The organism is Streptomyces sp. NPDC024698, assembly GCF_055559015.1.
Genome location: NZ_JBVHLK010000004.1, coordinates 235963 through 259556, shown reverse-complemented (window position 1 = coordinate 259556; position 23594 = coordinate 235963). Strand labels below are relative to the sequence as shown.

Annotated in this window: 16 protein-coding genes; 3 read left to right on the top strand and 13 right to left on the bottom strand. The window is 73.4% G+C overall.

The annotated features are described in order from the left end of the window. Window positions 1–106: 106 nt before the first annotated feature. Window positions 107–1489, bottom strand: coding sequence for a PAS domain-containing protein (locus ACZ4AA_RS12110; protein ID WP_467599558.1), 1383 nt, complete (start codon window positions 1487–1489; stop codon window positions 107–109). Window positions 1490–2175: 686 nt separating this feature from the next. Between ACZ4AA_RS12110 and ACZ4AA_RS12105 the strand changes: the two genes are divergently transcribed. Further along, window positions 2176–3228 (top strand): isopenicillin N synthase family dioxygenase, encoded by a 1053-nt coding sequence (locus ACZ4AA_RS12105; RefSeq protein ID WP_467599556.1) that lies wholly within the window; start codon window positions 2176–2178, stop codon window positions 3226–3228. Window positions 3229–3261: 33 nt separating this feature from the next. Here ACZ4AA_RS12105 and ACZ4AA_RS12100 read toward each other — a convergent pair whose 3' ends face one another. Then, on the bottom strand, window positions 3262–4362 hold the full coding sequence (locus ACZ4AA_RS12100; RefSeq protein ID WP_467599553.1) for a citrate synthase 2: 1101 nt from the start codon (window positions 4360–4362) through the stop codon (window positions 3262–3264). Between the two features lie 451 nt (window positions 4363–4813). Here ACZ4AA_RS12100 and pdxH point away from each other — a divergent pair, with 451 nt between their 5' ends. Further along, window positions 4814–5452 carry a pyridoxamine 5'-phosphate oxidase gene (gene pdxH / locus ACZ4AA_RS12095; RefSeq protein ID WP_467600334.1) on the top strand — a complete coding sequence of 213 codons (639 nt, stop codon included), beginning with the start codon at window positions 4814–4816 and terminating at the stop codon, window positions 5450–5452. 64 nt (window positions 5453–5516) lie between these two features. Here the strand turns inward: pdxH and ACZ4AA_RS12090 are convergent, their stop codons facing one another. From ACZ4AA_RS12090 to ACZ4AA_RS12055, 8 genes are all read right to left on the bottom strand, one after another. After that, window positions 5517–6134: a TetR/AcrR family transcriptional regulator gene (locus tag ACZ4AA_RS12090; protein ID WP_467599550.1), complete on the bottom strand. Its 618-nt coding sequence runs from the start codon at window positions 6132–6134 to the stop codon at window positions 5517–5519. After that, the gene (locus ACZ4AA_RS12085) at window positions 6122–6856 is read right to left on the bottom strand and encodes an enoyl-CoA hydratase family protein (protein WP_467599547.1); all 735 of its coding nucleotides are present in this window, start codon (window positions 6854–6856) and stop codon (window positions 6122–6124) included. The genes ACZ4AA_RS12090 and ACZ4AA_RS12085 overlap by 13 nt, the downstream gene beginning before the upstream one ends. Next, on the bottom strand, window positions 6853–8418 hold the full coding sequence (locus ACZ4AA_RS12080; protein ID WP_467599544.1) for a 4-coumarate--CoA ligase family protein: 1566 nt from the start codon (window positions 8416–8418) through the stop codon (window positions 6853–6855). Before ACZ4AA_RS12080 ends, ACZ4AA_RS12085 begins: the two co-directional genes overlap by 4 nt. Window positions 8419–8435: 17 nt before the next feature. Beyond that, window positions 8436–9596 (bottom strand): acyl-CoA dehydrogenase family protein, encoded by a 1161-nt coding sequence (locus ACZ4AA_RS12075; RefSeq protein ID WP_467599542.1) that lies wholly within the window; start codon window positions 9594–9596, stop codon window positions 8436–8438. A gap of 115 nt (window positions 9597–9711) precedes the next feature. Continuing rightward, entirely contained in the window at window positions 9712–11592 is a 1881-nt protein-coding gene (locus ACZ4AA_RS12070; protein WP_467599539.1) for an acetyl/propionyl/methylcrotonyl-CoA carboxylase subunit alpha, read from the bottom strand. An 8-nt stretch (window positions 11593–11600) separates the two neighbouring features. Further along, window positions 11601–13199 carry an acyl-CoA carboxylase subunit beta gene (locus tag ACZ4AA_RS12065; RefSeq protein ID WP_467599536.1) on the bottom strand — a complete coding sequence of 533 codons (1599 nt, stop codon included), beginning with the start codon at window positions 13197–13199 and terminating at the stop codon, window positions 11601–11603. After that, window positions 13196–14869 (bottom strand): acyclic terpene utilization AtuA family protein, encoded by a 1674-nt coding sequence (locus ACZ4AA_RS12060; RefSeq protein WP_467599533.1) that lies wholly within the window; start codon window positions 14867–14869, stop codon window positions 13196–13198. Before ACZ4AA_RS12060 ends, ACZ4AA_RS12065 begins: the two co-directional genes overlap by 4 nt. Continuing rightward, window positions 14866–15660 (bottom strand): TIGR03084 family metal-binding protein, encoded by a 795-nt coding sequence (locus ACZ4AA_RS12055; RefSeq protein ID WP_467600331.1) that lies wholly within the window; start codon window positions 15658–15660, stop codon window positions 14866–14868. The genes ACZ4AA_RS12060 and ACZ4AA_RS12055 overlap by 4 nt, the downstream gene beginning before the upstream one ends. Before the next feature lie 364 nt (window positions 15661–16024). Between ACZ4AA_RS12055 and ACZ4AA_RS12050 the strand changes: the two genes are divergently transcribed. Beyond that, complete coding sequence (locus tag ACZ4AA_RS12050) at window positions 16025–18022, top strand: glycosyltransferase (protein WP_467599530.1); 1998 nt, start codon at window positions 16025–16027, stop codon at window positions 18020–18022. A gap of 144 nt (window positions 18023–18166) precedes the next feature. Here the strand turns inward: ACZ4AA_RS12050 and ACZ4AA_RS12045 are convergent, their stop codons facing one another. From ACZ4AA_RS12045 to ACZ4AA_RS12035, 3 genes are all read right to left on the bottom strand, one after another. Then, the gene (locus tag ACZ4AA_RS12045; RefSeq protein ID WP_467599527.1) at window positions 18167–19117 is read right to left on the bottom strand and encodes an EamA family transporter; all 951 of its coding nucleotides are present in this window, start codon (window positions 19115–19117) and stop codon (window positions 18167–18169) included. A 136-nt stretch (window positions 19118–19253) separates the two neighbouring features. Continuing rightward, the gene (locus tag ACZ4AA_RS12040; RefSeq protein WP_467599524.1) at window positions 19254–20378 is read right to left on the bottom strand and encodes a lipid II:glycine glycyltransferase FemX; all 1125 of its coding nucleotides are present in this window, start codon (window positions 20376–20378) and stop codon (window positions 19254–19256) included. Between the two features lie 37 nt (window positions 20379–20415). Then, the gene (locus ACZ4AA_RS12035; protein ID WP_467599521.1) at window positions 20416–23466 is read right to left on the bottom strand and encodes an FAD-binding and (Fe-S)-binding domain-containing protein; all 3051 of its coding nucleotides are present in this window, start codon (window positions 23464–23466) and stop codon (window positions 20416–20418) included. Between the last annotated feature and the right edge of the window lie 128 nt (window positions 23467–23594).

Sequence of the window (23594 nt, the reverse complement as noted above, 5' to 3'; positions counted from 1 at the left end):
CGGCCCGGGGCCCCCTCGGCACGGGCGGACCCCCTCGGCACGGGCGCGTGCTCGCCGGGGTGGGACGCCGCGAGCCACGGCGAGCGGGTGTGCGCCCGCGGTGGCCTCAGGAGCCGCCGGCCAGCTCCTCCAGGTCCAGGGCCATCGCGATCCGTACGGCCACGTCCTCCGCGTACATCGCGTCCGCGCGCTCGAACCGGCTGCGGCCCGCGCTCCGCAGGAACGTCACGACCCCCAGCGTCCGGCCGCGGCTGCGCAGCACCGCGCACAGGGCGTGCACGGAGTCGCGCGGCCACTGCCGGGCCAGCGCCCACTCGCGCGCCTGCTCGGGGTCGGCCGCGGCCGCGTCGGCCCGGACCGAACCGGCGCGGTCCACGCACTGGAGCGCGGGGTGCCCCGCGCCGTAGCGCAGGGGCAGTCCGGCCTTGCCGCCGATGTGGCTCGGCCCGGGCGACCCGGCGGGCGTGGCGACGGTCCGTACGAGCCGTACGGGCCCCTCCCCGTCCGCGGGACCGCCCCCGGCCACCCGGTCGACCAGGGCGTGGTCGGCGAAGCCCGCGAGGGCGAAGTCGAGGTGCAGGGAGGCGGCCTCGCCGGGGTTCTCGCACTCGGCGGCGGCCCGCGCCGCGCGATGCAGCTGCTGGGCGCGGAAGCGCAGCAGCGCCGCCTCCTGCTCGGTCTGCTTGGCCTCGGTGACGTCCTGGAAGAGCCAGCCGACGCCGAGGGGCACGGGCTCCTCGGCGAGCGGCGAGGCGAGCCGCACGAAGCCGCTGAGCCAGCACCGCCGCCGGTCGCCCTCCGGCGTGCGCACGTTCACCCACATCTCGGCGGGTGCCGGGGGCGCGCCTTCGGACAGGACATGGGTGAGGGCGCTCTCCAGTTCCTCGACCCCCTGGGCGAGCAGGTCGCCCAGGGGCCGGCCGAGGACGGAGCCGCGTCCGGCCCCGAGGGCCTGGGCCGCGTGGGCGTTGACCACGGCGGGCCGCAGGTCGGCGTCGACCAGCACCACGCCCCAGGCGGCGTCCTCGAAGAGCGCCTCGCTCAGGGCGATCGAGCGTTCGAGGTCGATCTGGGTGTGCACCTCGCTGAAGGCGCAATACACCCCGGCGGGCTTGCCGTCCGGGCCGCGCACGGCGGCGGACTGGGTGCGCACGAGCACCCTGCCGCCGTCCTTGGTCAGGAGCGCGAACTCGTGCACCTGGCGGCCGGACGCCTCCATGGACGACATCAGCCGGCCCTCGACCTCCTCGGCGTCCGCGGTCCGCACGGCCCAGCCGGCGAACCCGCGCCGCCCCACCGCCTCGGCCGCCGTCCACCCGAGAATGCGCTCGGCCTCGCGGTTCCAGTGGGTGAGGACCCCGTCGGCGTCGAAGGCGCACAGGGCCGCGTCCATGCCGTCCAGCAGCGCGGCGAGCAGATCCGAGCCGTCCCGCTCGGGCTCGTCCGGCCCCAGCTCGTCGGTGGTCCCACGACGCCGGGAAGCACTCACCTGGACCCCCTGCTGGCTGCGTCCGCGCCGAGGCGCGACGCACGACAGTTCACTCACTCGTCACCATTCAACTCGAACGTGACCCAGCCCACACCTCGTTCCTCGAAGATGAGGGAAATCCCCACGTGCCGAGAACGACGCGAACGCCGCGAATAAATCGCTTGAGCCCTGCGGGACGGGTTCCTAGAGTTCTCCACACGTAGGAGAGGAGGTGGTTCGGCTCATGACGGAAACCCGGACGTACGAGGTGGCTGCGGGCTGACGGCCCGTTGTCGGACTCGGTTCGGCGCCGGACCGGCATGCGCGCAGCGCATGCAGCCGGCCCAATCCAACGCAGTCACCCGACCCGTGAGCTCGCCGGTACGTCCGGCCGGCCCCGTCGCCGCGAGGCGGAGGGACCCGAGCTCACGGGTCGTTCGCGTTCTCGGCCCGCTTCCACGCCCGGACCCCCTTCAGTGACCTGGGCCACAGGCACACCGCGCGGACCGCAGTACGCTGTGGCCATGCCTCCGATGCTCGTCCGACGCCGCCACGTGGACTACGTGCGCGTCACGAGCATGGGCTGTCGGCGCTCTGCCTGACGGGCCCCCTTCGCGCACAGCCTTCTCTCCCTCCCCCGGCACCCGTGGCCCCCGCCCCACCCCTGGCGGCCGCCCGGGTACCCGTACACCCCGCGGACGCATCTCATGACGACGAACACGTCTTCCACGCCTGCCCCGACCGGGCGGTTCCCCTCGTACCAGCAGCTTCCGATCATCGACCTCTCGGCGGCCGGCCGCGGCCCCCAGGCACGGGCGCTGCTGCACGCGCAGCTCCACAGCGCGGCCCACGACGTGGGCTTCTTCCAGCTCGTCGGGCACGGCGTGACCGAGGCCGAGACCGGCGCGCTGCTGCGGGCCATGCACCGGTTCTTCGCGCTCCCCGAGGCCGACCGGCTGGCCCTCGACAACGTCGGCTCACCGCACTTCCGCGGATACACCCGAACGGGTGATGAGCGCACCGGCGGCAGCCGGGACTGGCGGGACCAGCTCGACATAGGCGCCGAGCGGCCCGCGCGGCCCCCTCGCCCCGGTGAGCCCGCCTACTGGTGGCTCCAGGGCCCGAACCAGTGGCCGGCCGCGCTGCCGGAGCTGCGGACGGCCGCGCTGACCTGGATGGAGCGGCTGAGCGCGGTCGCGGCCCGGCTGCTGCGCGAGCTGCTGACCGCCATCGGGGCTCCGGCCGGGTTCTACGACCCGGTCTTCGGGGAGCGGGCGCATCCGCATCTGAAGCTGGTGCGCTATCCCGGGAGCTCCGGCGACGGGGCCGGCCAGGGCGTGGGCGCGCACAAGGACTACGGATTCCTGACGCTGTTGCTCCAGGACCGCGTCGGCGGGCTCCAGGTGCAGCGCGAGGACGGCCTCTTCCACGACGTGCCGCCGCTGCCCGGCGCCTTCGTGGTCAATCTGGGCGAGCTCCTTGAGGTCGCCACGAACGGGTACCTGCTGGCGACCAACCACCGGGTGGTGAGCCCGGCGGGGGCCACCGAGCGGTTCTCGGTGCCGTTCTTCTACAACCCGCGCCTCGACGCCCGGATCGAGCCGCTGCCCTTCCCGCACGCCTCCGGCGCGCCCGGCGTCACCGACGACCCCTCGAACCCGCTGTTCGCCGAGTACGGGCTCAACGAGCTCAAGGGCAAGCTGCGGGCGCACCCGCTCGTCGCCGCCCGCCATCACGCGGAGCTGCTCGCTCCGGCGTGACGACCGGCGGCGGGCACGGGCCGGCGCACGCGGTCAGTGCGCGATGTCCGCGTATCCCTCGACCTCCTGGGGGCCGCGCGAGCCGGGGCCCATGTAGAGCGCCGAGGGGCGCACCAGGCGGCCGGTGCGCTTCTGCTCCAGGATGTGCGCCGACCAGCCGGCGGTACGGGCGCAGGTGAACATGGACGTGAACATGTGGGCCGGGACCTCGGCGAAGTCCAGGACGATGGCCGCCCAGAACTCGACGTTCGTCGCGAGGACACGGTCCGGGCGGCGGGCGTGGAGCTCGGCGAGGGCGGCCTTCTCCAGTGCCTCGGCGATCTCGAAGCGCGGGGCGCCCAGCTCGCGCGCGGTGCGGCGCAGCACCCGCGCGCGCGGGTCCTCGGCGCGGTAGACGCGGTGACCGAAGCCCATCAGGCGCTCGCCCTTGTCGAGGGCCCGGCGGACGTAGGCGTCGGCGTCACCGGTGCGCTCGATCTCCTCGATCATGCCGAGGACACGGGAGGGGGCGCCGCCGTGCAGGGGGCCCGACATGGCGCCCACGGCCCCGGAGAGGGCGGCGGCGACGTCCGCGCCGGTCGAGGCGATCACGCGCGCGGTGAAGGTGGAGGCGTTCATGCCGTGCTCGGCGGCCGAGGTCCAGTAGGCGTCGACGGCCGCGACGTGCTTGGGGTCCGGCTCGCCGCGCCAGCGGATCATGAAGCGTTCGACGACGGAGTGCGCCTTGTCGATCTCGTTCTGCGGGACCATCGGCAGGCCCTGGCCGCGGGCGGACTGGGCGACGTACGACAGGGCCATGACGGCGGCGCGGGCGAGGTCCTGGCGGGCCTGCTCGGCGTCGATGTCGAGGAGGGGTTTGAGGCCCCAGACGGGCGCGAGCATGGCGAGCGCGGACTGCACGTCGACGCGGATGTCGCCGGAGTGGACGGGGATCGGGAACGGCTCGGCGGGCGGCAGACCGGGGTTGAAGGCGCCGTCGACGAGGAGTCCCCACACGTTGCCGAAGGAGACATGGCCGACGAGGTCCTCGATGTCGACGCCCCGGTACCGAAGAGCGCCGCCCTCCTTATCGGGTTCGGCGATCTCCGTCTCGAACGCGACGACTCCTTCGAGTCCGGGTACGAAGTCGGACATCAGGCGGCTCCTCGTGATGTGTGCGACGGATGGTGTTGTCGGGGTTGAGGTGACGCTGCGCCCCTGTAGGGGTGCGGTCGACGGTGAGGTGCTTCGCCGGCCGGTTCCACGGTCGTCCGCGAAGACTTCCGGATGTTCCCCGGCCGGTCTGCGCCGACTCGCGGTCCGAAAGCGGTCACCCCGGTGATGCCCCGTACGGCCGGTCCTCCAACCGGAACGGCATCAGCACGATATCCCCGAGTGCCATCTTTAGGGAGAGTACGCGGCACTGAGTGCCACCGCGTGACGAAGCACACCCGCCGCCCACCGGCCGCACGGGCGGGCCCGGATGGGGCAGGATGACGGCGTGAACGATCGTTTCCCGGACGAATCCACGACCGAGCCCCTCATCCAGGCCGCGGCCGAGGCCGCCGAGGCCTCGCACGAGAAGATCGCCGCCGACCCCGCCTCCATGCGCGCGCACTACCGCGCCGAGGGTCTCGACGAGGGCGATGTCGCCGCGCACCCCATGGAGCAGTTCTCCCGCTGGTTCAAGCAGGCGGCGCAGGCCGCGCTGCACGGCTTCGTGCACGAGCCGAACGCGATGATCGTCTCCACGGCCGACGCCGAGGGCCGCCCCAGCTCACGCACCGTGCTGCTCAAGCAGTACGACGACCAGGGCTTCGTCTTCTACACCAACTACGACTCGCGCAAGGCCCTCGAACTGGCCCGCAACCCGTACATCTCGCTGCTCTTCCCCTGGCACCCGATGGCCCGGCAGGTCATCGTCACCGGGACCGCGCGGCGCACCGGACGGGACGAGACCGCCGCGTACTTCCGCACCCGCCCGCACGGCTCCCAGCTGGGCGCCTGGGCGAGCTCGCAGTCCCAGGTCATCTCCGGACGCGACGAGCTGGACTCCATGTACGCGGAGCTGAGCGCCCGCTACCCGGAGGGTGAGCGGGTGCCGGTGCCGCCGCACTGGGGCGGTTTCCGGATCGCCCCGCAGTCGGTCGAGTTCTGGCAGGGCCGCGAGAACCGCCTGCACGACCGGCTGCGCTACGCGGCCGAGCCCGACGGCAGCTGGCGGATCGAGCGGCTCAGCCCCTGAGCGGCGGACCGTACGGCTCGGGCCGCACGGCTCGGGCCGCACGGCTCAGGGGCCGGCCGGCGGCTCAGCCGAGCGCTTCCTCCACGATCGTGCCCCACTGCGCCACGACCCGCTCGCGGCGGGCGGTGTCGTCGGTGAGCAGGTTCGCGAGGCCGAGGCCGCGAGCCATGTCGAGCAGCCCCTGCACCGTCTCGCGCACCCCAGGCCTGGATTCGTCCGCGCCCAGGAGGTCCACCGCGATCCGGTGGCTCTCGCGCCCCACACGGCCTTCGAGCTCGGTGACCCGGGCCCTGAGCTGGTCCTCGTTCGAGGCCGCGACCCACAGATGCAGGGCGGCGCGGAACAGCGGTCCGGTGTAGAGGGTGACGAGGGCGGCGACGACGGCACGCCGGTCGGCGGGGCCGTCGGGGAACAGGTCCCGCAGGGCGTTGGAGCGCTCCTCGGCGACGTACTCGACGGCCGCCGTGAAGAGGTCCTCGCGGGTCGGGAAATGGTGCTGGGCGGCGCCCCGGGACACCCCGGCGCGCTCGGCGACGACGGAGACCGTGGAGCCCGCCCAGCCGTGTTCGGCGAGGCAGGCCACGGCGGCGGCCAGGAGCCGCTGCCGGGTGGCCCGGCTGCGGTCCTGTTTGGGGACGTGCGGAGTACGTGCCGCGTGTTCCGTCGCGCTCACACCACCCATGCGGGATCCCGTCGTTCGAGGAAGGCCGTCATCCCCTCGCGGGCCTGCGGGGAGGAGAACAGCCGGGCCGAGAGCGCGGTCAGGTCCGCCGCGTCGCGGTCGAAGGTCTCCAGCACCTTAGCCGTGAGCAGCGCCTTCGTCTCGGCGAGGGCTTCGGGGGCCGACCGGCGCAGCCCGTCGAGCACGGGCGCGAGGACGGCGTCCACGTCGTCGCCCGCGGCCGTGAGGAGCCCGGTGCGCACGGCCTCGGCGGCGTCGAAGCGTTCGCCGGTGAGGTAGTACCGGGCGAGTCCGCGCGGGTCGGCGCGGGGCAGCAGCGGCAGCGAGATGACGGCGGGGGCGACCCCGATCCGCACCTCGGTGAAGGCGAAGCTCGCCGCCGGGCCCGCCACCGCGATGTCGCAGGCTCCGAGCAGCCCGAGGCCGCCCGCCCTGACGTGTCCCTCCACCCGGGCCACGACGGGCCTGCCCAGCTCGACGATCCGGCGCAGCAGGCCGACGAAGGCCTCCGGCGGCGGGGGGTCGCGCAGGTCGGCGCCCGCGCAGAAGGTGTTCCCGGTGTGGGTCAGGACGACGGCGCGGACGTCGGCGTCCTTTCCGCAGCGGGTGAGGGCGTCGGAGAGCTCGCCGACCAGGGCGGCCGACAGGGCGTTGCGGGTGGCGGGCGAGTCCAGGGTGAGCGTGGTGACGCCCCGCTCGTGTTCGGTGCGGACGACGGTCATGACAGGCCTCGCAGTTCGCGGCGCAGGATCTTCCCGGAGACGGCCCGCGGGACGGTGTCGATGAAGGTGACCAGACGGACCCGCTTGTACGGGGCGACGCGCTCGGCGACGTACAGCATGACCTCGTTGCGCGTCAGGTCCGCGGCGGCGGGCTGGCGCACCACGAAGGCGTGCGGGACCTCGTTGTTGTCCTCGTTGTAGGCGCCGATGACGGCGGCGTCGGCGATGCCTGGGTGGGTGAGCAGCAGTGCCTCCAGCTCGGCGGGGGCGACCTGGAAGCCCTTGTACTTGATGAGCTCCTTGACCCGGTCCACGACGAACAGCCAGCCGTCGGCGTCGACATGGCCCACGTCCCCGGTGTGCAGCCAGCCGTCCGGGTCGATCATCGCGGCGGTCGCGTCGGGGCGGCCGAGATAGCCCTTCATGACCTGGGGTCCGCGGACGACGATCTCGCCGGGTTCGCCGACACCGACGTCCTTGTCCGGGTCGTCGAGCGAGACGATGCGCATCTCGGTGCCCGCGACGAGCTTGCCGACCGTCCCCGGCGGCGGGTTCTCGGCGTCCAGCGGGACCACGTGCGTGCCGGGCGACAGTTCGGTCATTCCGTAGGCCTGGCCCACCGGCGGCAGCCCCAGCCGGGCCGAGCAGGCGGCCGCGAGCGCGGCGTCCAGGGGCGCGGCCGAGCAGAGGATGTACTTCAGGGACGACAGGTCGTACTCCGCGACGGCGGGGTGCTTGGCCAGCGCCAGGACGATCGGCGGTGCCACGTACAGACCCGTGATGCGGTGTTCCTGGATGGCGGCGAGGAAGGTGTCGAGGTCGAAGCGGGGCAGCACGACCACGGTGGCGCCCTGCCGCAGCGGCGCGTTCATCAGGGCGGTGAGCCCGTAGATGTGGAAGAACGGCAGCACGGCGAGGATCCGGTCCTCCGTGCCCATCGGCATGGCCGGAGAGAGCTGGGCGAGGTTGGTGGCTATGGAGCGGTGGGTGAGCATCACGCCCTTGGGGACGCCCGTGGTGCCCGAGGAGTACGGGAGCGCCGCCACGTCCTCGACGGGGTCGATGTCCACCTCCGGTTCGGGCGCGGTGCTGCCCAGCAGGTCGAGCATGGACCGGTGACCCTCCGCCTGGTCACAGACGAAGATCTCCCGTACGCCGCCCGCGAGTTCGGCGGCCCGGCGGGCCGTCTCCAGCAGGGGGGAGACGGTCACGATCCAGCGGGCCGAGGAGTCCCCCAGCTGCTTGGCGAACTCCTCCGCCGTGGCGAGCGGGTGCACGGTCGTGACCGAGGCCCCCGCCCGGGTGGCGCCGTAGAACACCACGGGGAACGCGATGGTGTTGGGGCTGTGCAGGGCGAGCACGTCGCCCTTGCGCAGTCCCGACTCGGCGAACGCGGCGGCCAGCCGCCGGTGGTACTGGTCGACCTGTGCATAGGTGAGGGTGGTGCCGTCGACGCCGTCGACGAGCGCAGGCGTCTCGCCGCGTTCGGCGGCATGGCCCAGGACGGCCTCGTGGATGGGTTCCTCGACGGCCGGTACATCGGCGTACTCGCTGCGGAACACGGTTCCTCCTAGAGCGCTCAGTACGACTTGGGCAGGCCCAGGGTCTGGTGGGAGACGTAGTTGAGAATCATCTCCCTGCTGACCGGTGCGATACGGGACACGCGCGCCGCCGTGATCAGGGAGGCGAGGCCGAACTCCCGGGTCAGGCCGTTGCCCCCGAGGGTGTGCACCGCCTGGTCGACAGCCCGTACACAGGCCTCCCCGGCCGCGTACTTGGCCATGTTGGCGGCCTCGCCCGCCCCGATGTCGTCGCCCGCGTCGTACAGGTACGCGGCCTTCTGCATCATCAGCCGGGCCAGTTCGAGCTCGATGTGGGCCTGCGCGAGCGGGTGGGCGATGGCCTGGTGGGCGCCGATCGGCGCCTTCCAGACGGTGCGCTCGCGGGCGTACTCGACGGCCCTGGCGAGCGCGAAGCGGCCCATGCCGATCGCGAACGCGGCCGTCATCACCCGCTCCGGGTTGAGCCCGGCGAACAACTGGAGCAGCCCGGCGTCCTCGTCACCGACCAGGGCGTCGGCCGGCAGCCGCACCTCGTCCAGGGTGAGCTCGAACTGCTTCTCCGCGCTGGCCAGTTCCATGTCGATCTGCCGCCGCCCGAAGCCCTCGGCGTCGCGCGGGACGATGAACAGGCAGGGCTTGAGGCTGCCGGTGCGCGCGTCCTCGGTACGGCCCACGATCAGCGTCGCGTCGGCGATGTCGACGCCGGAGATGAACACCTTGCGGCCGGTCAGGACCCAGTCGGTGCCGTCACGGCGGGCCGTGGTGGTGATGCGGTGCGAGTTGGAGCCGGCGTCGGGCTCGGTGATGCCGAACGCCATCGTGCGGGTGCCGTCCGACAGGCCCGGCAGCCAGGTGCGCTTCTGCTCCTCGGTGCCGAAGCGGGCGATGACCGTGCCGCAGATGGCGGGCGAGACGACGAGCATCAGCAGCGGACAGCCGGCCGCACCCAACTCCTCAAGCACGATGGACAGTTCGGCGATGCCGCCGCCTCCGCCGCCGTACTCCTCCGGGAGGTTGACGCCGAGATAGCCGAGCTTGCCCGCCTCGGCCCACAGCTCGTCGGGGTGACCGCCCTCGGCGACGGCCTTGGTGAGGTACGCCCGGCCGTAGCGCTTGCCGAGCGCGGCGACCGCGGAGCGGAGCGCCTTGTGTTCGTCGGTCTCTGTGACAGGGCTCATGAGGGCTCCTCGGTAAGGAGAGTACGGAAAATGCGGCCTGTGCATAGCGGTCGGGCCCGCCCGGCGGACCCCTCGCGCGGTGGTGCGGCCCGGCGCCCCGGAGCGGGGCGCCGGCTCATCCGGCGTCGGTCTCCGGTGCCCCGCCGGGCGCCGTCTCCTCCGTGACGACGGCCAGCAGCGCGCCCACCTCCACCTGCTGTCCGACGACGGCGTGCAGAGCGGTGAGCGTCCCCGCCGTCGGCGCCGAGATCCTGTGCTCCATCTTCATCGCCTCCAGCCACAGCAGCGGCTCACCGGCCCGCACGGCGGCGCCCTCGGCCAGTCCCTCGGCCACCCGGACCACGGTGCCGGGCATCGGCGCGAGCAGCGAGCCCGGGGCACGGTCCGCGGACGGGTCGGGGAAGCGGGACAGCTCGGTCAGCGCGGTCGCGTTCACGAAGATCCGGCCGCCTTCGTACCGCGCGACCTCGAACGTCCGCCGTACGCCCGCGACTTCGAGGACGACACGGCCCGCGTCGGTGTGCAGCACGCGCACCCCGTCGGCCGCGAACCCCTCCCGGGTGTGCCGGTAGCGGGCCTCGTGCTCGGTGCCGTGCATGCGGTAGCGCTTGGTCTGCGGCTGCGAGGCCAGGTTCCGCCAGCCGCCGAACCGCGAGCGCCCGTGCGCGTCGGCCAGGGCGGCGGCCAGCGGGGCGTACGGGTCCGGGGCGGGCTCGGTCAGCGCCGCGAGGTGACGGTCGTAGAAGCCCGTGTCCATGCGGGCCTCGGTGAACTCCTCGTGGCGCAGCGACCGTACGAGCAGATCCCGGTTGGTGACCGGGCCGTGGACGGTGGCCCGCTCCAGGGCACCGGCCAGTCTCCGCACCGCCTCCGCGCGGGTGGCGCCGTGCGCGACGACCTTCGCGAGCATCGGGTCGTAGTGGATGCCGACCGCGTCGCCGTCGGCGAACCCGGTGTCCAGCCGGACGCCGTCCGGGACGGCGATCCGGTACAGGGTGCCGGTCTGCGGCGCCCACGCGCCCGCCGGGTCCTCCGCGTACAGCCGGGCCTCCACCGCGTGACCGCGCGCGGGCGGGGGCTCGCTCTCCAGCCGCTCCCCCTCCGCGACCCGCAGCTGAAGCGCCACCAGGTCGACCCCGAACACCGCCTCCGTCACCGGGTGTTCGACCTGGAGCCGGGTGTTCATCTCCAGGAAGTGCGCGGTGGTGCCGGCGACCAGGAACTCGACCGTGCCCGCGCCGACGTAGTCCACCGCGCGGGCGGCGCGCACCGACAACTCGTACAGCGTGCGCGTGAGTTCGTCCCCGAGTCCGGGGGCGGGCGCCTCCTCGATCACCTTCTGGTGGCGGCGCTGGAGGGAACAGTCCCGGGTGCCCAGCGGCCAGACCGTGCCGTGCGCGTCGGCCAGGATCTGCACCTCGACGTGGCGGCCGCCCTCCACATAGGGCTCGACGAACACCTCGCCGTCTCCGAAGGCGCTCAGCGCCTCCGCCCGGGCCCCCTCCGTCTCGGCTTCCAGGTCGGCCAGTTCGCGGACGATCCGCATCCCGCGGCCGCCACCGCCCGCGGCGGCCTTGACCAGCACCGGGAGGTCCTCGGCCGTGACCCGTTCCAGGGGGGCGAGCCCCATCAGCTTCTTGGCCCGGGTCTTGGACGCCATCGCCTCGATCGCCTCGGGGGACGGCCCGACCCACACCAGACCCGCGTCGATCACCGCCCGCGCGAAGTCCGCGTTCTCCGACAGGAACCCGTACCCCGGGTGCACGGCGTCCGCGCCCGCCTCCAGCGCGGCCCGCACGATCAGATCGCCCCGCAGATAGGTCTCGGCGGGCGTCGACCCCGGCAGCCGCACCGCCGCGTCCGCCTCACGCGTGTGCAGCGCGTTCGCGTCGGCGTCCGAATACACGGCGACGGTGCGCACCCCGGCCGCGCGGCAGGTGCGGAAGACCCGGCAGGCGATCTCGCCCCGGTTGGCGACCAGCAGACTCGAAATCACGAGATCCCTCACATCCGGAAGACGCCGAAGCCACCGCGCGCGCCCTCGAAGGGCGCCGTGTGGATCGCGGACAGGCACAGGCCGAGGACGGTACGGGTGTCGCGCGGGTCGATGACCCCGTCGTCGTACAGCCGCCCTGACAGGAACATCGGCAGCGACTCGGACTCGATCTGCTGCTCCACCATGGCGCGCAGCGCCGCGTCGGCGTCGTCGTCGTAGGGGTGGCCCTTCGCGGCGGCCGACTGCCGGGCGACGATCGACAGGACGCCCGCGAGCTGCTGCGGTCCCATCACGGCCGATTTGGCGCTGGGCCAGGCGAACAGGAACCGCGGGTCGTAGGCGCGGCCGCACATGCCGTAGTGCCCGGCTCCGTAGGAGGCGCCCATGAGCACCGACAGATGCGGGACCCGCGAGTTGCTCACCGCGTTGATCATCATCGCGCCGTGCTTGATGATGCCGCCCTGCTCGTACTCCTTGCCGACCATGTAGCCGGTGGTGTTGTGCAGGAAGAGCAGCGGGATGTCGCGCTGGTTGGCCAGCTGGATGAACTGGGCGGCCTTCTGCGACTCGGCGCTGAACAGCACGCCCTGGGCGTTGGCGAGGATGCCGACCGGGTAGCCGTGCAGGCTCGCCCAGCCGGTGGTCAGGCTCGTCCCGTACAGCGGCTTGAACTCGTCGAAGTCCGAGCCGTCGACGAGCCGGGCGATCACCTCGCGCGGGTCGAAGGGGTGCTTCAGATCGCCGGGGACGATGCCCAGGAGCTCGTCCTCGTCGTACTTGGGGGGCTCGGCCGGGGCCGGATCGCCGTACGCCTTGCGGTGGTTGAGCCGGGCGACGACCCGGCGGGCCTGGCGCAGCGCGTCCCGCTCGTCGACGGCGAAGTAGTCCGCGAGACCCGACACGCGCGCGTGCATCTCCGCGCCGCCCAGGGACTCGTCGTCGCTCTCCTCGCCCGTGGCCATCTTCACCAGCGGCGGCCCGCCGAGGAAGACCTTCGCCTTCTCCTTGACCATGATCACGTGGTCGGACATGCCGGGGACGTACGCGCCTCCGGCGGTCGAGTTGCCGAAGACCACGGCCACCGTGGGGATGCCGGCCGCCGACAGCCGGGTCAGGTCCCGGAAGATCGCGCCCCCGGGGATGAAGATCTCCTTCTGGGAGGGCAGATCGGCGCCCCCGGACTCGACCAGGCTGATGCAGGGCAGCCGGTTGGCGAGGGCGATGTCGTTGGCCCGCAGCGCCTTCTTCAGGCTCCATGGGTTGCTGGCGCCGCCGCGCACGGTCGGGTCGTTGGCGGTGATCAGGCACTCGACGCCCTCGACCACGCCGATACCGGTGACCAGCGAGGCGCCCACCGTGTAGTCGCTGCCGTAGGCCGCGAGCGGCGACAGCTCCAGGAAGGGCGTGTCGGGGTCGAGCAGCAGCTCGATGCGCTCACGGGCCAGCAGCTTGCCGCGCTTCCGGTGCCGCTCGACGTACTTCTCGCCGCCGCCCGCGAGGGCCTTGGCGTGCTCGGCGTCCAGGCGGGCGAGCTTGGCGAGCATGGCCTCGCGGTTCGCCCGGTAGTCCTGGCCGCCCACGTCCAGGGCGGACGAAAGGACCGTCATAGGAGGACCTCCGGGATATCCAGGTGACGGGAGCGGAGCCATTCGCCGAGGGCTTTGGCCTGCGGGTCGAAGCGGGCCTGGGAGGCGACGCCTTCGCCGAGGATCCCCTCGACGGTGAAGTTCAGGGCGCGGAGCCGGGGCAGGAGGTGGCGGACCACGGTCAGCCCGCCGCTCTCCGGGACCAGTTCCCGGAAGCGGTCGGCCGTCAGCTCGTGGGCGAGCCAGCGCCAGGCCTCGTCGGTGCGGACCCAGACGCCGACGTTGGCGTTGCCGCCCTTGTCGCCGCTGCGGGCGCCGGCGACCAGGCCGAGCGGGGCGCGGCGCACCGGACCCGCGGGCAACGGCTCGGGCAGGGGCGGTTCTTCGAGCGTCTCCAGTACGAGCGTGTCCTGGGCCGGGAGCACCGACAGGCGGCTCCCGTCGGGCAGGACGGCCCTGTGGTCGACGGCGTCCTGGGGGACGTACACATCCTCGAAGACCCCATAGGGCGCGCCCTTTCCGGGTGGCGCCACCACATGGAAGCCGGGGTAGCTGGCGAGGGCCAGTTCGATGGCGGCACCGCTGAGCGCGCGTCCCACGGTGGCCTGGTCGGGGTCGCGGACGACCAGCCGCAGCAGGGCGCTGGCCGTCTCCTCGGTGTCCGCGTCGGGCCGGTCGGTGCGCACCAGCTCCCAGCGTGCCTGTGCGGGCGGCGACTTGGCGAGCGCGTCGCCCATCTGCCCGCGCACCAGCGCGGCCTTGGCCTCGATGTCGAGTCCGGTCAGGACGAAGGTCACCTCGTTGCGGAAACCGCCGAGCCTGTTGAGCCCGGCCTTGAGGGTGGGGGGCGGCGCCTCGCCGCGCACGCCCTCGATCCGCACCCGGTCCGGCCCGTCCTGGCTCAGCCGTACGGTGTCCAGGCGGGCGGTGACGTCGGGTCCCGCGTACCGGGCGCCCCCGGTCTCGTACAACAGCTGCGCGGTGACCGTCCCGACGTCGACGAACCCGCCGGTGCCGGGGTGCTTGGTGACGACGCAGGTGCCGTCCTCGTGGAGCTCCGCGAGCGGGAAGCCGGGCCGGCGGAGGTCGCCCTCGCCGAAGAAGGAGTAGTTGCCGCCGGTGGCCTGGGTGCCGCACTCCAGCACGTGTCCGGCGACGACGGCTCCCGCGAGCCGGTCGAAGTCCGTGGGCCGCCAGCCGAAGTGGGCGGCGGCGGGCCCGGTGACCAGGGCCGCGTCGGTGACCCGTCCGGTGACCACGATGTCCGCGCCCGCCAGCAGGCACTCCGCGATGCCGAAGCCGCCGAGGTAGGCGTGGGCGGCGAGGCTGCCGGGGTAGGAGGGGGTGAGGTCGTCGCCCTCGACATGGGCCACGCGCACCGGGATGCCGAGCCGTCCGGCCAGCGCCCGCACCGCGTCCGCGAGCCCCGCCGGGTTGAGGCCCCCGGCGTTCGTCACGATCTTCACGGACCGCTCGTGCGCCAGACCGAGACAGTCCTCCAGCTGCCGCAGGAAGGTGCGGGCGTATCCGGCGGCGGGGTCCTTCAGCCGGTCCCGGCCCAGGATCAGCATGGTCAGCTCGGCGAGGTAGTCGCCGGTGAGGACGTCCAGTTCGCCGCCGGTGAGCATCTCGCGCAGGGCGTCGAAGCGGTCGCCGTAGAAGCCGGAGAAGTTGCCGATGCGCAGCGTCACTCCTGGTCCTCCTTCGGCGGGCGTCCGTCACCGGGCGGGCCCGCGAAGGCCTGGGCGATGTCGAGCCAGCGGTCGGCGTCGGGGCCCTCGGCCTTCACGGCGACGTCGGCGCGGTTGGCCCGCTGGGTGACCAGGAGACAGAAGTCGAGCGCGGGACCGGTGACGCGCTGGGAGGCGTCCTCGGGCCCGTAGGTCCACAGGGCGCCGGAGGGGGCGAGGATCTCCACCCGGAACTCCTCGGCGGGCGCGGCGAGGCCCTGCGCGCCGAAGGCGAAGTCCCGGGTGCGCACGCCGATGCGGACCACATGCCTGAGCCGGTCGGTAGGGGTACGGACCACACCCAGGGCGTCGGCGATGTCCTGGCCATGGGCCCAGGTCTCCATGAGCCGGCCGGTGGCCATGGAGGCACCGGACATGGGCGGGCCGTACCAGGGGAAGCGGGTGCCGGGCACGGCCGCGCGCAGGGCGCGGTCCAGAGCGGCGCGCCCCGTGCGCCAGCGTTCCAGCAGCTCGGCGGAGGGGAGCCGTGCTCCGTCGTCGGCGCCGTCGTCCACGAACGTCCCGGGTGCCGCGAGGGCCTTCTCGACGAGGCCGTGGAAGGCGCCGGCGTCCGTGACGGACAGCAGGGCGGAGTGGTCGGTCCAGGCGAGGTGGGCGATCTGATGGGCGACGGTCCAGCGGGGCGCGGGCGTCGGGAGCGCCCACTGCCGCGGGCTCGACTCGGCCACCAGCCGGTCGAGTTCCTCGCTCTCGTCACGCAGATCGTCGTACACGGGCGTCGGATCGGACACGGTGGAGTTCCTCTCGGGCACGGCAGTGTGCGACGCGGTGCGCAGTCGGGTGCGGTGCGGGGTCCTGCGCGGTGCGTTCTGGAGCATGGCAGCGGACCTAAAAACAAGCAAGCATGCTTGCATTAATTCCTTCTCCGGAACGAGCGGATCCGGTGGCGGCGTGTCCATCAACTCGGTTGAAGAGCCCAACCATTGGGCGTTCTCAGACATCTAATCCCACGTAACGCACCGAGTCTTTTCCCGCATATCAGCTCCAAACGACCGCCCAGCAGCCCGGCAGCAGCCGGAGTCCGGGTACCGAACGACGTCGCCGCCGGAGGAACGGCACGTCCGGACCACCGCCGCCGAGTTCCCGAGGAAGCCCATGCACCAACCCCGAGTCAGCGTGATCGTCCCCGCCTACAACGCCATGCCCGAACTCACCGAATGCATCACTTCGGCGATGGAGCAGACCATCGGCCTGGACCGACTCGAGATCATCGCGGTGAACGACGGATCGACCGACGGCACCGGCAAGGAACTCGACCGGCTCGCCGCTCTGTGCCCCTCGCTGCGCGTCATCCACCAGGAGAACTCGGGCACCGCGGCCGTCCCGCGCAACGTCGCGCTCGACGTCGCCCGCGGTGACTTCGTCTTCTTCCTCGACTCCGACGACTACCTGGGCCCCGACGCGCTGCGCCGCATGGTGGCCATGGCCGACGAGAACGACACCGACATCGTGCTGGGCAAAATGGTCTCGGTGGGCGGCCGGCCCGTGCCCACCGCGGTCTTCGGCAACTCCCAGCCGCGCACGGACATCTTCTCCTCAGCCGTCTATTCGACCCTCGGCTGCTGGAAGCTCTTCCGCCGATCGCTGCTGGAACGGCTGAACCTGCGCTTCCCGCCGTTCCGCAACACCGAGGACAAGCCGTTCACCGCCGCCGCCTACCTCGGCGCGGACGGCGTCTCCGTGGTCTCGGACTACGACTGCTACTACCACCGCGACCGCGCGAACGGGAACAACCTCACCCGCACCGCGCAGAACCTGAGCCACCGGATGCGGGGTACCCGGCTGTGCTTCGAGACGGTGGCCCGCCGTCTGGAGCCGGGGCCGCGACGCGACCAGATCATGCGCCGGCACGTCGAGTGGGAACTGTGCGGCCCGCTGTGGTGGCTGCTGCTCCGGGAGAGCGAGGAGGACATCCGCGACCGCATCTACCCGGAGATCCGCGACTGGGTGGAGCGCTGGGTCACCGACCCGATCGTCGAGAAGCTCGAACCGCGCGACCGGCTGCTGCTGCACCTTCTGCGGGCCGACCGGTTCGAGGAGGTGATGACGGTCATCCGCGACGCCAAGAAGGACGCCGGGCGCGGTCACGTCATCGACGCGGGACGGGTCTACTGGGCGCATCCGCTCTTCCGCGACCCGGCGGCGGGGGTGCCGGACAGCGCCTTCGAGGTCACCGGCCGGCTGCCGGTGCACCACCGGATCGAGTCGGCGGGCGCGCCGCGGGACGGCGTGGTGCGGCTGACCGGCCACGCCTACATCGAGGACGTCGCCTCCTCGGACGCGGCCACCGAGCTGGTGCTGCGCTGCCACGACGGGAACCACCCCGAGATCCGCGTCCTCGCGCCGGTGCACGCCGTCCCCGGGCTCCCGGACGACGAGCGCTACGCGAACGCGGGATTCGTCGCGGACATCGCCCTGTCCACGGCGGCGGCAGGCGGCCCTCTGGGCCACGGCCGATGGAACCTCTTCCTCGACGTACGGGCGCAGGGTGTCAGCCGCACGGTCCGGCTGAAGGGGCCCGAGGCCGGGCGGACGCCGCGGTGGACCATGACGACGGGCACGGGCGAGCCCACCGCGGTCACCCCGCACCTGACCGGACAGGGTCACCTCTCCCTGGACGTCGGCCAGGACGTGCCCCGCGACGACACCCCCTGCCAGGTGACCGGGACGTCGTGGCACAGGTCGCGCAAGGGCACGCTGGTGGTGACCGGCACGCTGGCCGGCGAGGGCGCGGGGGACATCGGGGCCCTGCGCCTGCGTGCGGAGAACGCCACGGGCGACCGCCGCGAGGCACCGGCGTCGCTCACCCGGACCGCCGGGAGGTTCACGGCGGAACTCCCGGTCAAGGGCCTGCGCCCGGGCCGCTGGACGCTGACCCTGCCCCTGTCCGGTCCGTCCGCCTCCCCCGTCGCCGCCGTCCCCTGCCTCGCGGGGCTGGGCCGCACCCGCTGGTTCCACCTCGCCCGCCCCTACGGCGTCCGGCCGGTCAAGGAGGCCTCGGAGACGACGCTGGTGCTGGAGATCCACGCGGTGGACCTGTCGGGGGCCGTGCGACGGAAACTGCGGGCGGTGACCCGCAGGCTCCGGAAATAGCGGCTGCGCGCACCCGCCACGGCGGCGGGCGGTCAGCGCCGGACCGTCGGCAGGTGGCCGACGGGTGTCCGGCCCGCGGAGGCCGGCCGCCATCGGTCCGCCGCCGTCGGAGGTCGCATCGCTCCCGAGGTGCCGGGCGCCGGTTCAGGACAGGTCGGGGGCCGGCTTCTTCGGCCGTCCCCGGCCCACCTGCGTCCGCACCGCTCCCATGCTCGCGCCGATGACCAGGGCGATCGCCGCCGCCTGAGCGGCGGACAGGGCCTGGTGCAGGATGAGGAAGCCCGCCGTCGCCGCGATGGCGGGCTCCAGGCTCATGAGGATCGCGAAGGTGGAGGCGGGCAGGCGGCGCAGGGCGAGGAGTTCGAGGGTGTAGGGGAGGACCGAGGACAGGACCGCGACCGCCGAGCCCAGGGCCACCGTGCCCGGGTCCAGCAGCCGGGTGCCGGACGCGACGATCCCCAGCGGGAGGAACAGCAGCGCCGCCACCGCCATGGCCAGCGCCAGACCGTCGGCCTGGGGGAATCGGCGGCCCGTACGGGCGCTGAAGACGATGTACGCCGCCCACATGGCGCCCGCCCCGAGCGCGAAGGCCGCGCCCACCGGGTCGAGATCGCCGAACCCTCCGCCGCCCAGCAGGAAGACCCCGCACAGGGCCAGGCCCGCCCAGACAGCGTTCACCGCGCGGCGGGAGGCCAGCACCGAGAGGGTGAGGGGGCCGAGCACCTCAAGGGTGACGGCGGCGCCGAGGGGGATGCGGGCGGCCGACTCGTAGAAGAGGCCGTTCATCGCGCCCATGGCGATGCCGAAGACGGCGACCGTCCCCCAGTCGGCGCGCGAGTGTCCGCGCAGCCGGGGGCGGCAGACCACCAGCAGGATCACCGCGGCCGCGAGCAGGCGCAGGGTCACCACGCCGAGCGCGCCGGCCCGCGGCATGAGGGTCACCGCGAGCGCTCCGCCGAACTGGACCGAGATCCCCCCGGCCAGCACCAGCCCGACGGGCCCGAGCCGGCCGGGCGCGCCGCCCGCGGGCACGGGAACGTGGCCCGTCCCCGCCGAGGGCGACGACGAGGTGGTGGTGGCGCTGGGGATGCTCACGGGCGGTCCTGGGGGCTGGCTCAGTCGGGTGTGCAGCACGATGTACTGCCGAGTCCAGGGTAAGAGACTTCGTCAGGAGTGTGAACCGCTCATGTAGCTGTCCTGGATGCTGAGACCCCGCTGGGTCCTTTCCGGGTCAGCGGCGGGCCATGTAGACGTCGAGCGCCTTGTGCAGGAGCCGGTTGATGGGAAGGTCCCACTCGCCGAGGTACTCCGCGGCCTCGCCGCCCGCGCCCGCCTTGAAGCGCAGGAGGCCGACGAGGTGGTCGCTCTCGTCCAGGGTGTCGGTGATCCCGCGGAAGTCGTAGACCGCGGCGCCCAGCGCGTGGGCGTCGGTCATCATGCGCCACTGGATGGCGTTGTTCGGCTGGACCTCGCGCTTGCGGCCGGTGGAGGCGCCGTAGGAGTACCAGACGTGGGTGCCGACGGTCAGCATGGTGGCCGCGGCGAGGACGTCCCCCTCGTGACGGGCGAGGTAGAGCCGCATGCGGTCGGGGTGCTCGGCGGTCAGCGAGGTCCACATCCGCTGGAAGTAGGGCAGCGGGCGCGGGATGAAACGGTCGCGTTCCGCCGTCTCCGCGTACAGCTCGTAGAACGCGGGCAGATCGTCGTAGCCGCCCCTGACCACCTCGACGCCGGCCTTCTCGGCCTTCTTGATGTTGCGCCGCCACTGCTGGTTGAGGCCCTTGTGGATCTCCTCCAGGGAGCGTCCGGCGAAGGGGACCTGGAAGACGTAGCGCGGCTGCCCCGCCGCGAAGCCGTCCTCGCCGCCCGGCTCGGTCCGCTGCCAGCCCATCGCCCGCAGCCGCTCGGCGATCTCGGCGGCGCCCGGTTCGTTCGAGGTCGCCGTCACCTCGCCGAGGCGCCGCGCCGCCGGATCGGCGATGGCCGTCTTGACCGTGTCCGCGCTCCAGCGGCGCGCGACCACGGGCGGGCCCATCTTCACGGTGAACGCGCCGCGCGACTTCAGATGCGCGACCATCGGCCGGAGCCAGCGTTCGGCGAGGTCCGGGGCGTGCCAGTCGATGACGGGACCCTCGGGCAGATACGCGAGATACCGCTTGAGCCTCGGCAGCGGCCGCAACAGGACGAGACCGGCACCCTGGAGGCGCCCGTCCGTGTCGAACCAGCCGAGGCTCTCCGCACGCCAGTCCGGCTTCACGTCCCCCCAGGACGGCACCTGCATATGGCTGGCCGAGGGCCGCGAGCGGACGAACGTGAGGTGTTCGTCGCGGGTGATCGCCTTCAGGCGGAGAGTCATGCGTGCCGCTCCTCGGAGTCCTTCGGCCAGTGCGATGTCAGCGTACTGACGCGGTTCCCCCGGACCCTTCCTCCCGCGGCCCGTCGTCCAGCGCCTCGGCGAGTACCTCCGCCAGGTGGCGGCCACGGCGGTGCGAGGACTGGGCCAGCTGGGTGCGGCAGGAGTAGCCGTCGGCGAGGATCACCGCGTCGGTGCCGGCCGCCCGGACCGCGGGGAGCAGCTGCTCCTCCGCGCAGGCCCTGGACACCTCCTCGTGGCCCCGCTCGAAGCCGAAGTTGCCCGCGAGGCCGCAGCAGCCGCCGGCCAGGGTGCCGGTCAGGCCCGCCGCCTCGCGCAGCCGGCGTTCGGGCCCGTCGCCGAGGACGGCGTGCTGGTGGCAGTGCGTCTGACCGGTGGCCGGGCGGTCCAGGCGCGGCGGGCTCCAGTGCGGGGCGTGGCGCTCCAGCGCCTCGGCGAAGGTCGTCACCGCCGCCGCCAGCCGCGCCGCGCGCGGGTCGCCCGGCAGCAGTTCGGGCAGGTCCGTGCGCAGGGCGGCGGCGCAGCTCGGCTCCAGCACGACGACCGGGAGGCCGTCCATGGCGAGGTAGGGCTCCATCAGGTCGAGGGTGCGGCGCTGGACGGCGCGGGCGCGGTCGAGCTGGCCGGTCGAGACGTAGGTGAGTCCGCAGCAGACGCGCCCGCGGCGGGGCGGGAGCAGGGTGCGAAGGCGCAGGGGGCCCCGGGTGACCCCGTCGCCGATGGGCCCGTGCCGCCACGGTGTCCTCGGGGGCAGCAGCACGGTCAGCCCGGCGGCCTCCAGGACCCGTACGGCGGCACGGCCGACGGAGGGTTCCAGGTGCTCGGTGAAGGTGTCGGGCCACAGAAGAACCGTCCGCTCCCCGAACCCCGGGAACAGCTCACCCTCCCCGTTCCGTTCGCGTTCGTGCGCGCGTGCCCGTTCGCGGAACCGCGCCGCCCACCAGTGGCTGAACGTCTCCGGTGCCAGGCGCGGGATGTCCCGGCCGGGGGCGACACCGGCCAGGCGCTTGGCGACGGCGGCCAACAACCGTACGGACGCGAGGGAGTTGACGAGACGGGCCGAGCGGGTGCGGGTCACCGCCGCGAGCCAGAACGGGAGCCGGCCCAGGGCGTAGTGCGCGGCGGGCCGGCGCCGGCCCGCGTAGTGGTGGTGGAGGAACTCGGCCTTGTACGTGGCCATGTCGACGCCGACCGGGCAGTCGGACCGGCATCCCTTGCACGACAGGCACAGGTCCAGCGCGTCCCTCACCTCCGTCGAGCGCCACCCGTCGGTGACCAGCTCACCGGCGAGCATCTCGTGCAGCAGCCTGGCCCGCCCGCGCGTGGAGTGCGCCTCCTCGCCGGTCGCCCGGAAGGAGGGGCACATGACGTCGGCGCCGCCGGACGCCGGTGCCGTACGGCACTTGGCGACGCCCACGCAGCGGCGCACGGCCGCCGTGAAGTCGCCGCCGTCCGCCGGATAGCCGAACTCCACGTCCACCGGGCGCCTCGGCAGCACCGCGAACCGCAGGTTCTCGTCCAGCCGGTGCGGGCGCGCGAGCATGCCGGGGTTGAGCAGGGCGTCCGGGTCCCAGAGGTCCTTCGCCCGCTCGAAGAGACGGACCATCGCGGCGCCGTACATGACCGGCAGCAGTTCCGCGCGCGCCTGCCCGTCGCCGTGCTCGCCGGACAGCGAGCCGCCGTGGGAGACGACGAGGTGCGCGGTCTCCTCCGAGAAGCGCCGGAAGCGGGCCACGCCCCGCGCGGAGATCAGGTCGAAGTCGATCCGGACGTGGATGCAGCCGTCGCCGAAGTGCCCGTACGGGGTGCCGCGCAGCCCGTGGGCCGTGAGCAGGGCGCGGAAGTCCCGCAGATACGCGCCGAGCCGGGCGGGCGGCACCGCGCAGTCCTCCCAGCCGGGCCAGGCCTCGGCGCCGAGTCCGCGGCCCCCGCCGGGCGGGGCGTCCTTCCCGGCGTACGGCATCCGGGTCGCGGTGCCGGCGGCGTCCTCCCGCAGCCGCCACAGCGCCCGCTGCCCCGCCGGTTCGGTGACCACCAGAGCGTCCCGTACGTCGGCGGCCCGCACGATCGTGTCGGCGGCGGCCCGTGCCTCGGCCGGGCTCGCGCCGCCGGTCTCCACGAACAGCCAGGCCCCGCCGCGCGGCAGCCCCGCGTCGGCGGGCACGAGGTCGGCGGCCATGCCCTCCACGGTCAGCGGACCGTACCCGAGCAGGCCCGCCGCGGCGTCCGCGGCGGCGCTCTCGTCGGGGTAGGCGAGGACGGCCAGGGCCGTCGCCCCGGGCGCCTCGACCAGGCGTACGACCGCTTCGGTGAGCAGGCCCCAGGTGCCCTCGGAGCCGCAGAAGGCGCGGGCAGTGTCCGCGCCCCGCTCGGGCAGGAGCGCGTCCAGGGCGTATCCGGAGATCCGCCGCGGGAGCTCGGGGAAGCCGGTCCGCAGCAGCGCCAACTCGCTCTCGACCAGGGCCTTCAGACCCTCCGGGGCGCCCTGCCAGTCGCGGCCGAGGCGGCGCGTGTCCCCGTCGGCGCCGACGACCGTGAGCTCGCGCACGCTGTCCGCCGTGGTGCCCCAGGCGACCGAGTGGGAGCCGCAGGAGTTGTTGCCGATCATCCCGCCGAGGGTGCAGCGGCCGTGCGTGGAGGGGTCGGGGCCGAAGCGCAGGCCGTGGGGGGCGGCGGCTTCCTGGAGGCGGTCCAGGACGACGCCGGGCTGGACGACGGCCGTGCGGGCGTCCGGGTCCAGCGCGAGGATCCGGTTCATGTGGCGGGTGAAGTCCAGGACGACGCCGGTGCCCGTGGCCTGTCCGGCGATCGAGGTGCCGCCGCCCCGCGCCACGACCGGCACGCCGTGCGCGCGGCACACGGCGAGCGCGGCGGCCACGTCACCGGCGTCCCGCGGGGCCACCACACCGAGCGGTACGCGCCGGTAGTTGGAGGCGTCCATGGTGGTCAGCGCCCGTGCCGTCGCGTCGAAGGAGACCTCGCCGCGCACGGCACGCGCCAGCTCGGACCGCAGCGCTCCGGCGAGCCCCTGGTCCGTGTGTCCTTCCGGCCGTGCGCCCAGATCCGTCATGTCTCCAGCATGCCGCCGGGCACCGGCCGTGGTCCTGCGGACGTGCACCCGAAAGGCCCCGACATGCCGAGGCGATCATGAAACCGCTTTTCCAAGCTTCCCAATCGGATCACGAACTCTCATATAGT

Coding starts and splice junctions, on each gene's coding strand:
- ACZ4AA_RS12105 (WP_467599556.1), top strand. CDS start 2,176: ATGACGACGAACACGTCTTCCACGCCTGCCCCGACCGGGCGGTTCCCC.
- ACZ4AA_RS12100 (WP_467599553.1), bottom strand. CDS start 4,362: ATGTCCGACTTCGTACCCGGACTCGAAGGAGTCGTCGCGTTCGAGACG.
- pdxH (WP_467600334.1), top strand. CDS start 4,814: ATGCGCGCGCACTACCGCGCCGAGGGTCTCGACGAGGGCGATGTCGCC.
- ACZ4AA_RS12090 (WP_467599550.1), bottom strand. CDS start 6,134: ATGGGTGGTGTGAGCGCGACGGAACACGCGGCACGTACTCCGCACGTC.
- ACZ4AA_RS12085 (WP_467599547.1), bottom strand. CDS start 6,856: ATGACCGTCGTCCGCACCGAACACGAGCGGGGCGTCACCACGCTCACC.
- ACZ4AA_RS12075 (WP_467599542.1), bottom strand. CDS start 9,596: ATGAGCCCTGTCACAGAGACCGACGAACACAAGGCGCTCCGCTCCGCG.
- ACZ4AA_RS12065 (WP_467599536.1), bottom strand. CDS start 13,199: ATGACGGTCCTTTCGTCCGCCCTGGACGTGGGCGGCCAGGACTACCGG.
- ACZ4AA_RS12050 (WP_467599530.1), top strand. CDS start 16,025: ATGCACCAACCCCGAGTCAGCGTGATCGTCCCCGCCTACAACGCCATG.
- ACZ4AA_RS12040 (WP_467599524.1), bottom strand. CDS start 20,378: ATGACTCTCCGCCTGAAGGCGATCACCCGCGACGAACACCTCACGTTC.
- ACZ4AA_RS12035 (WP_467599521.1), bottom strand. CDS start 23,466: ATGACGGATCTGGGCGCACGGCCGGAAGGACACACGGACCAGGGGCTC.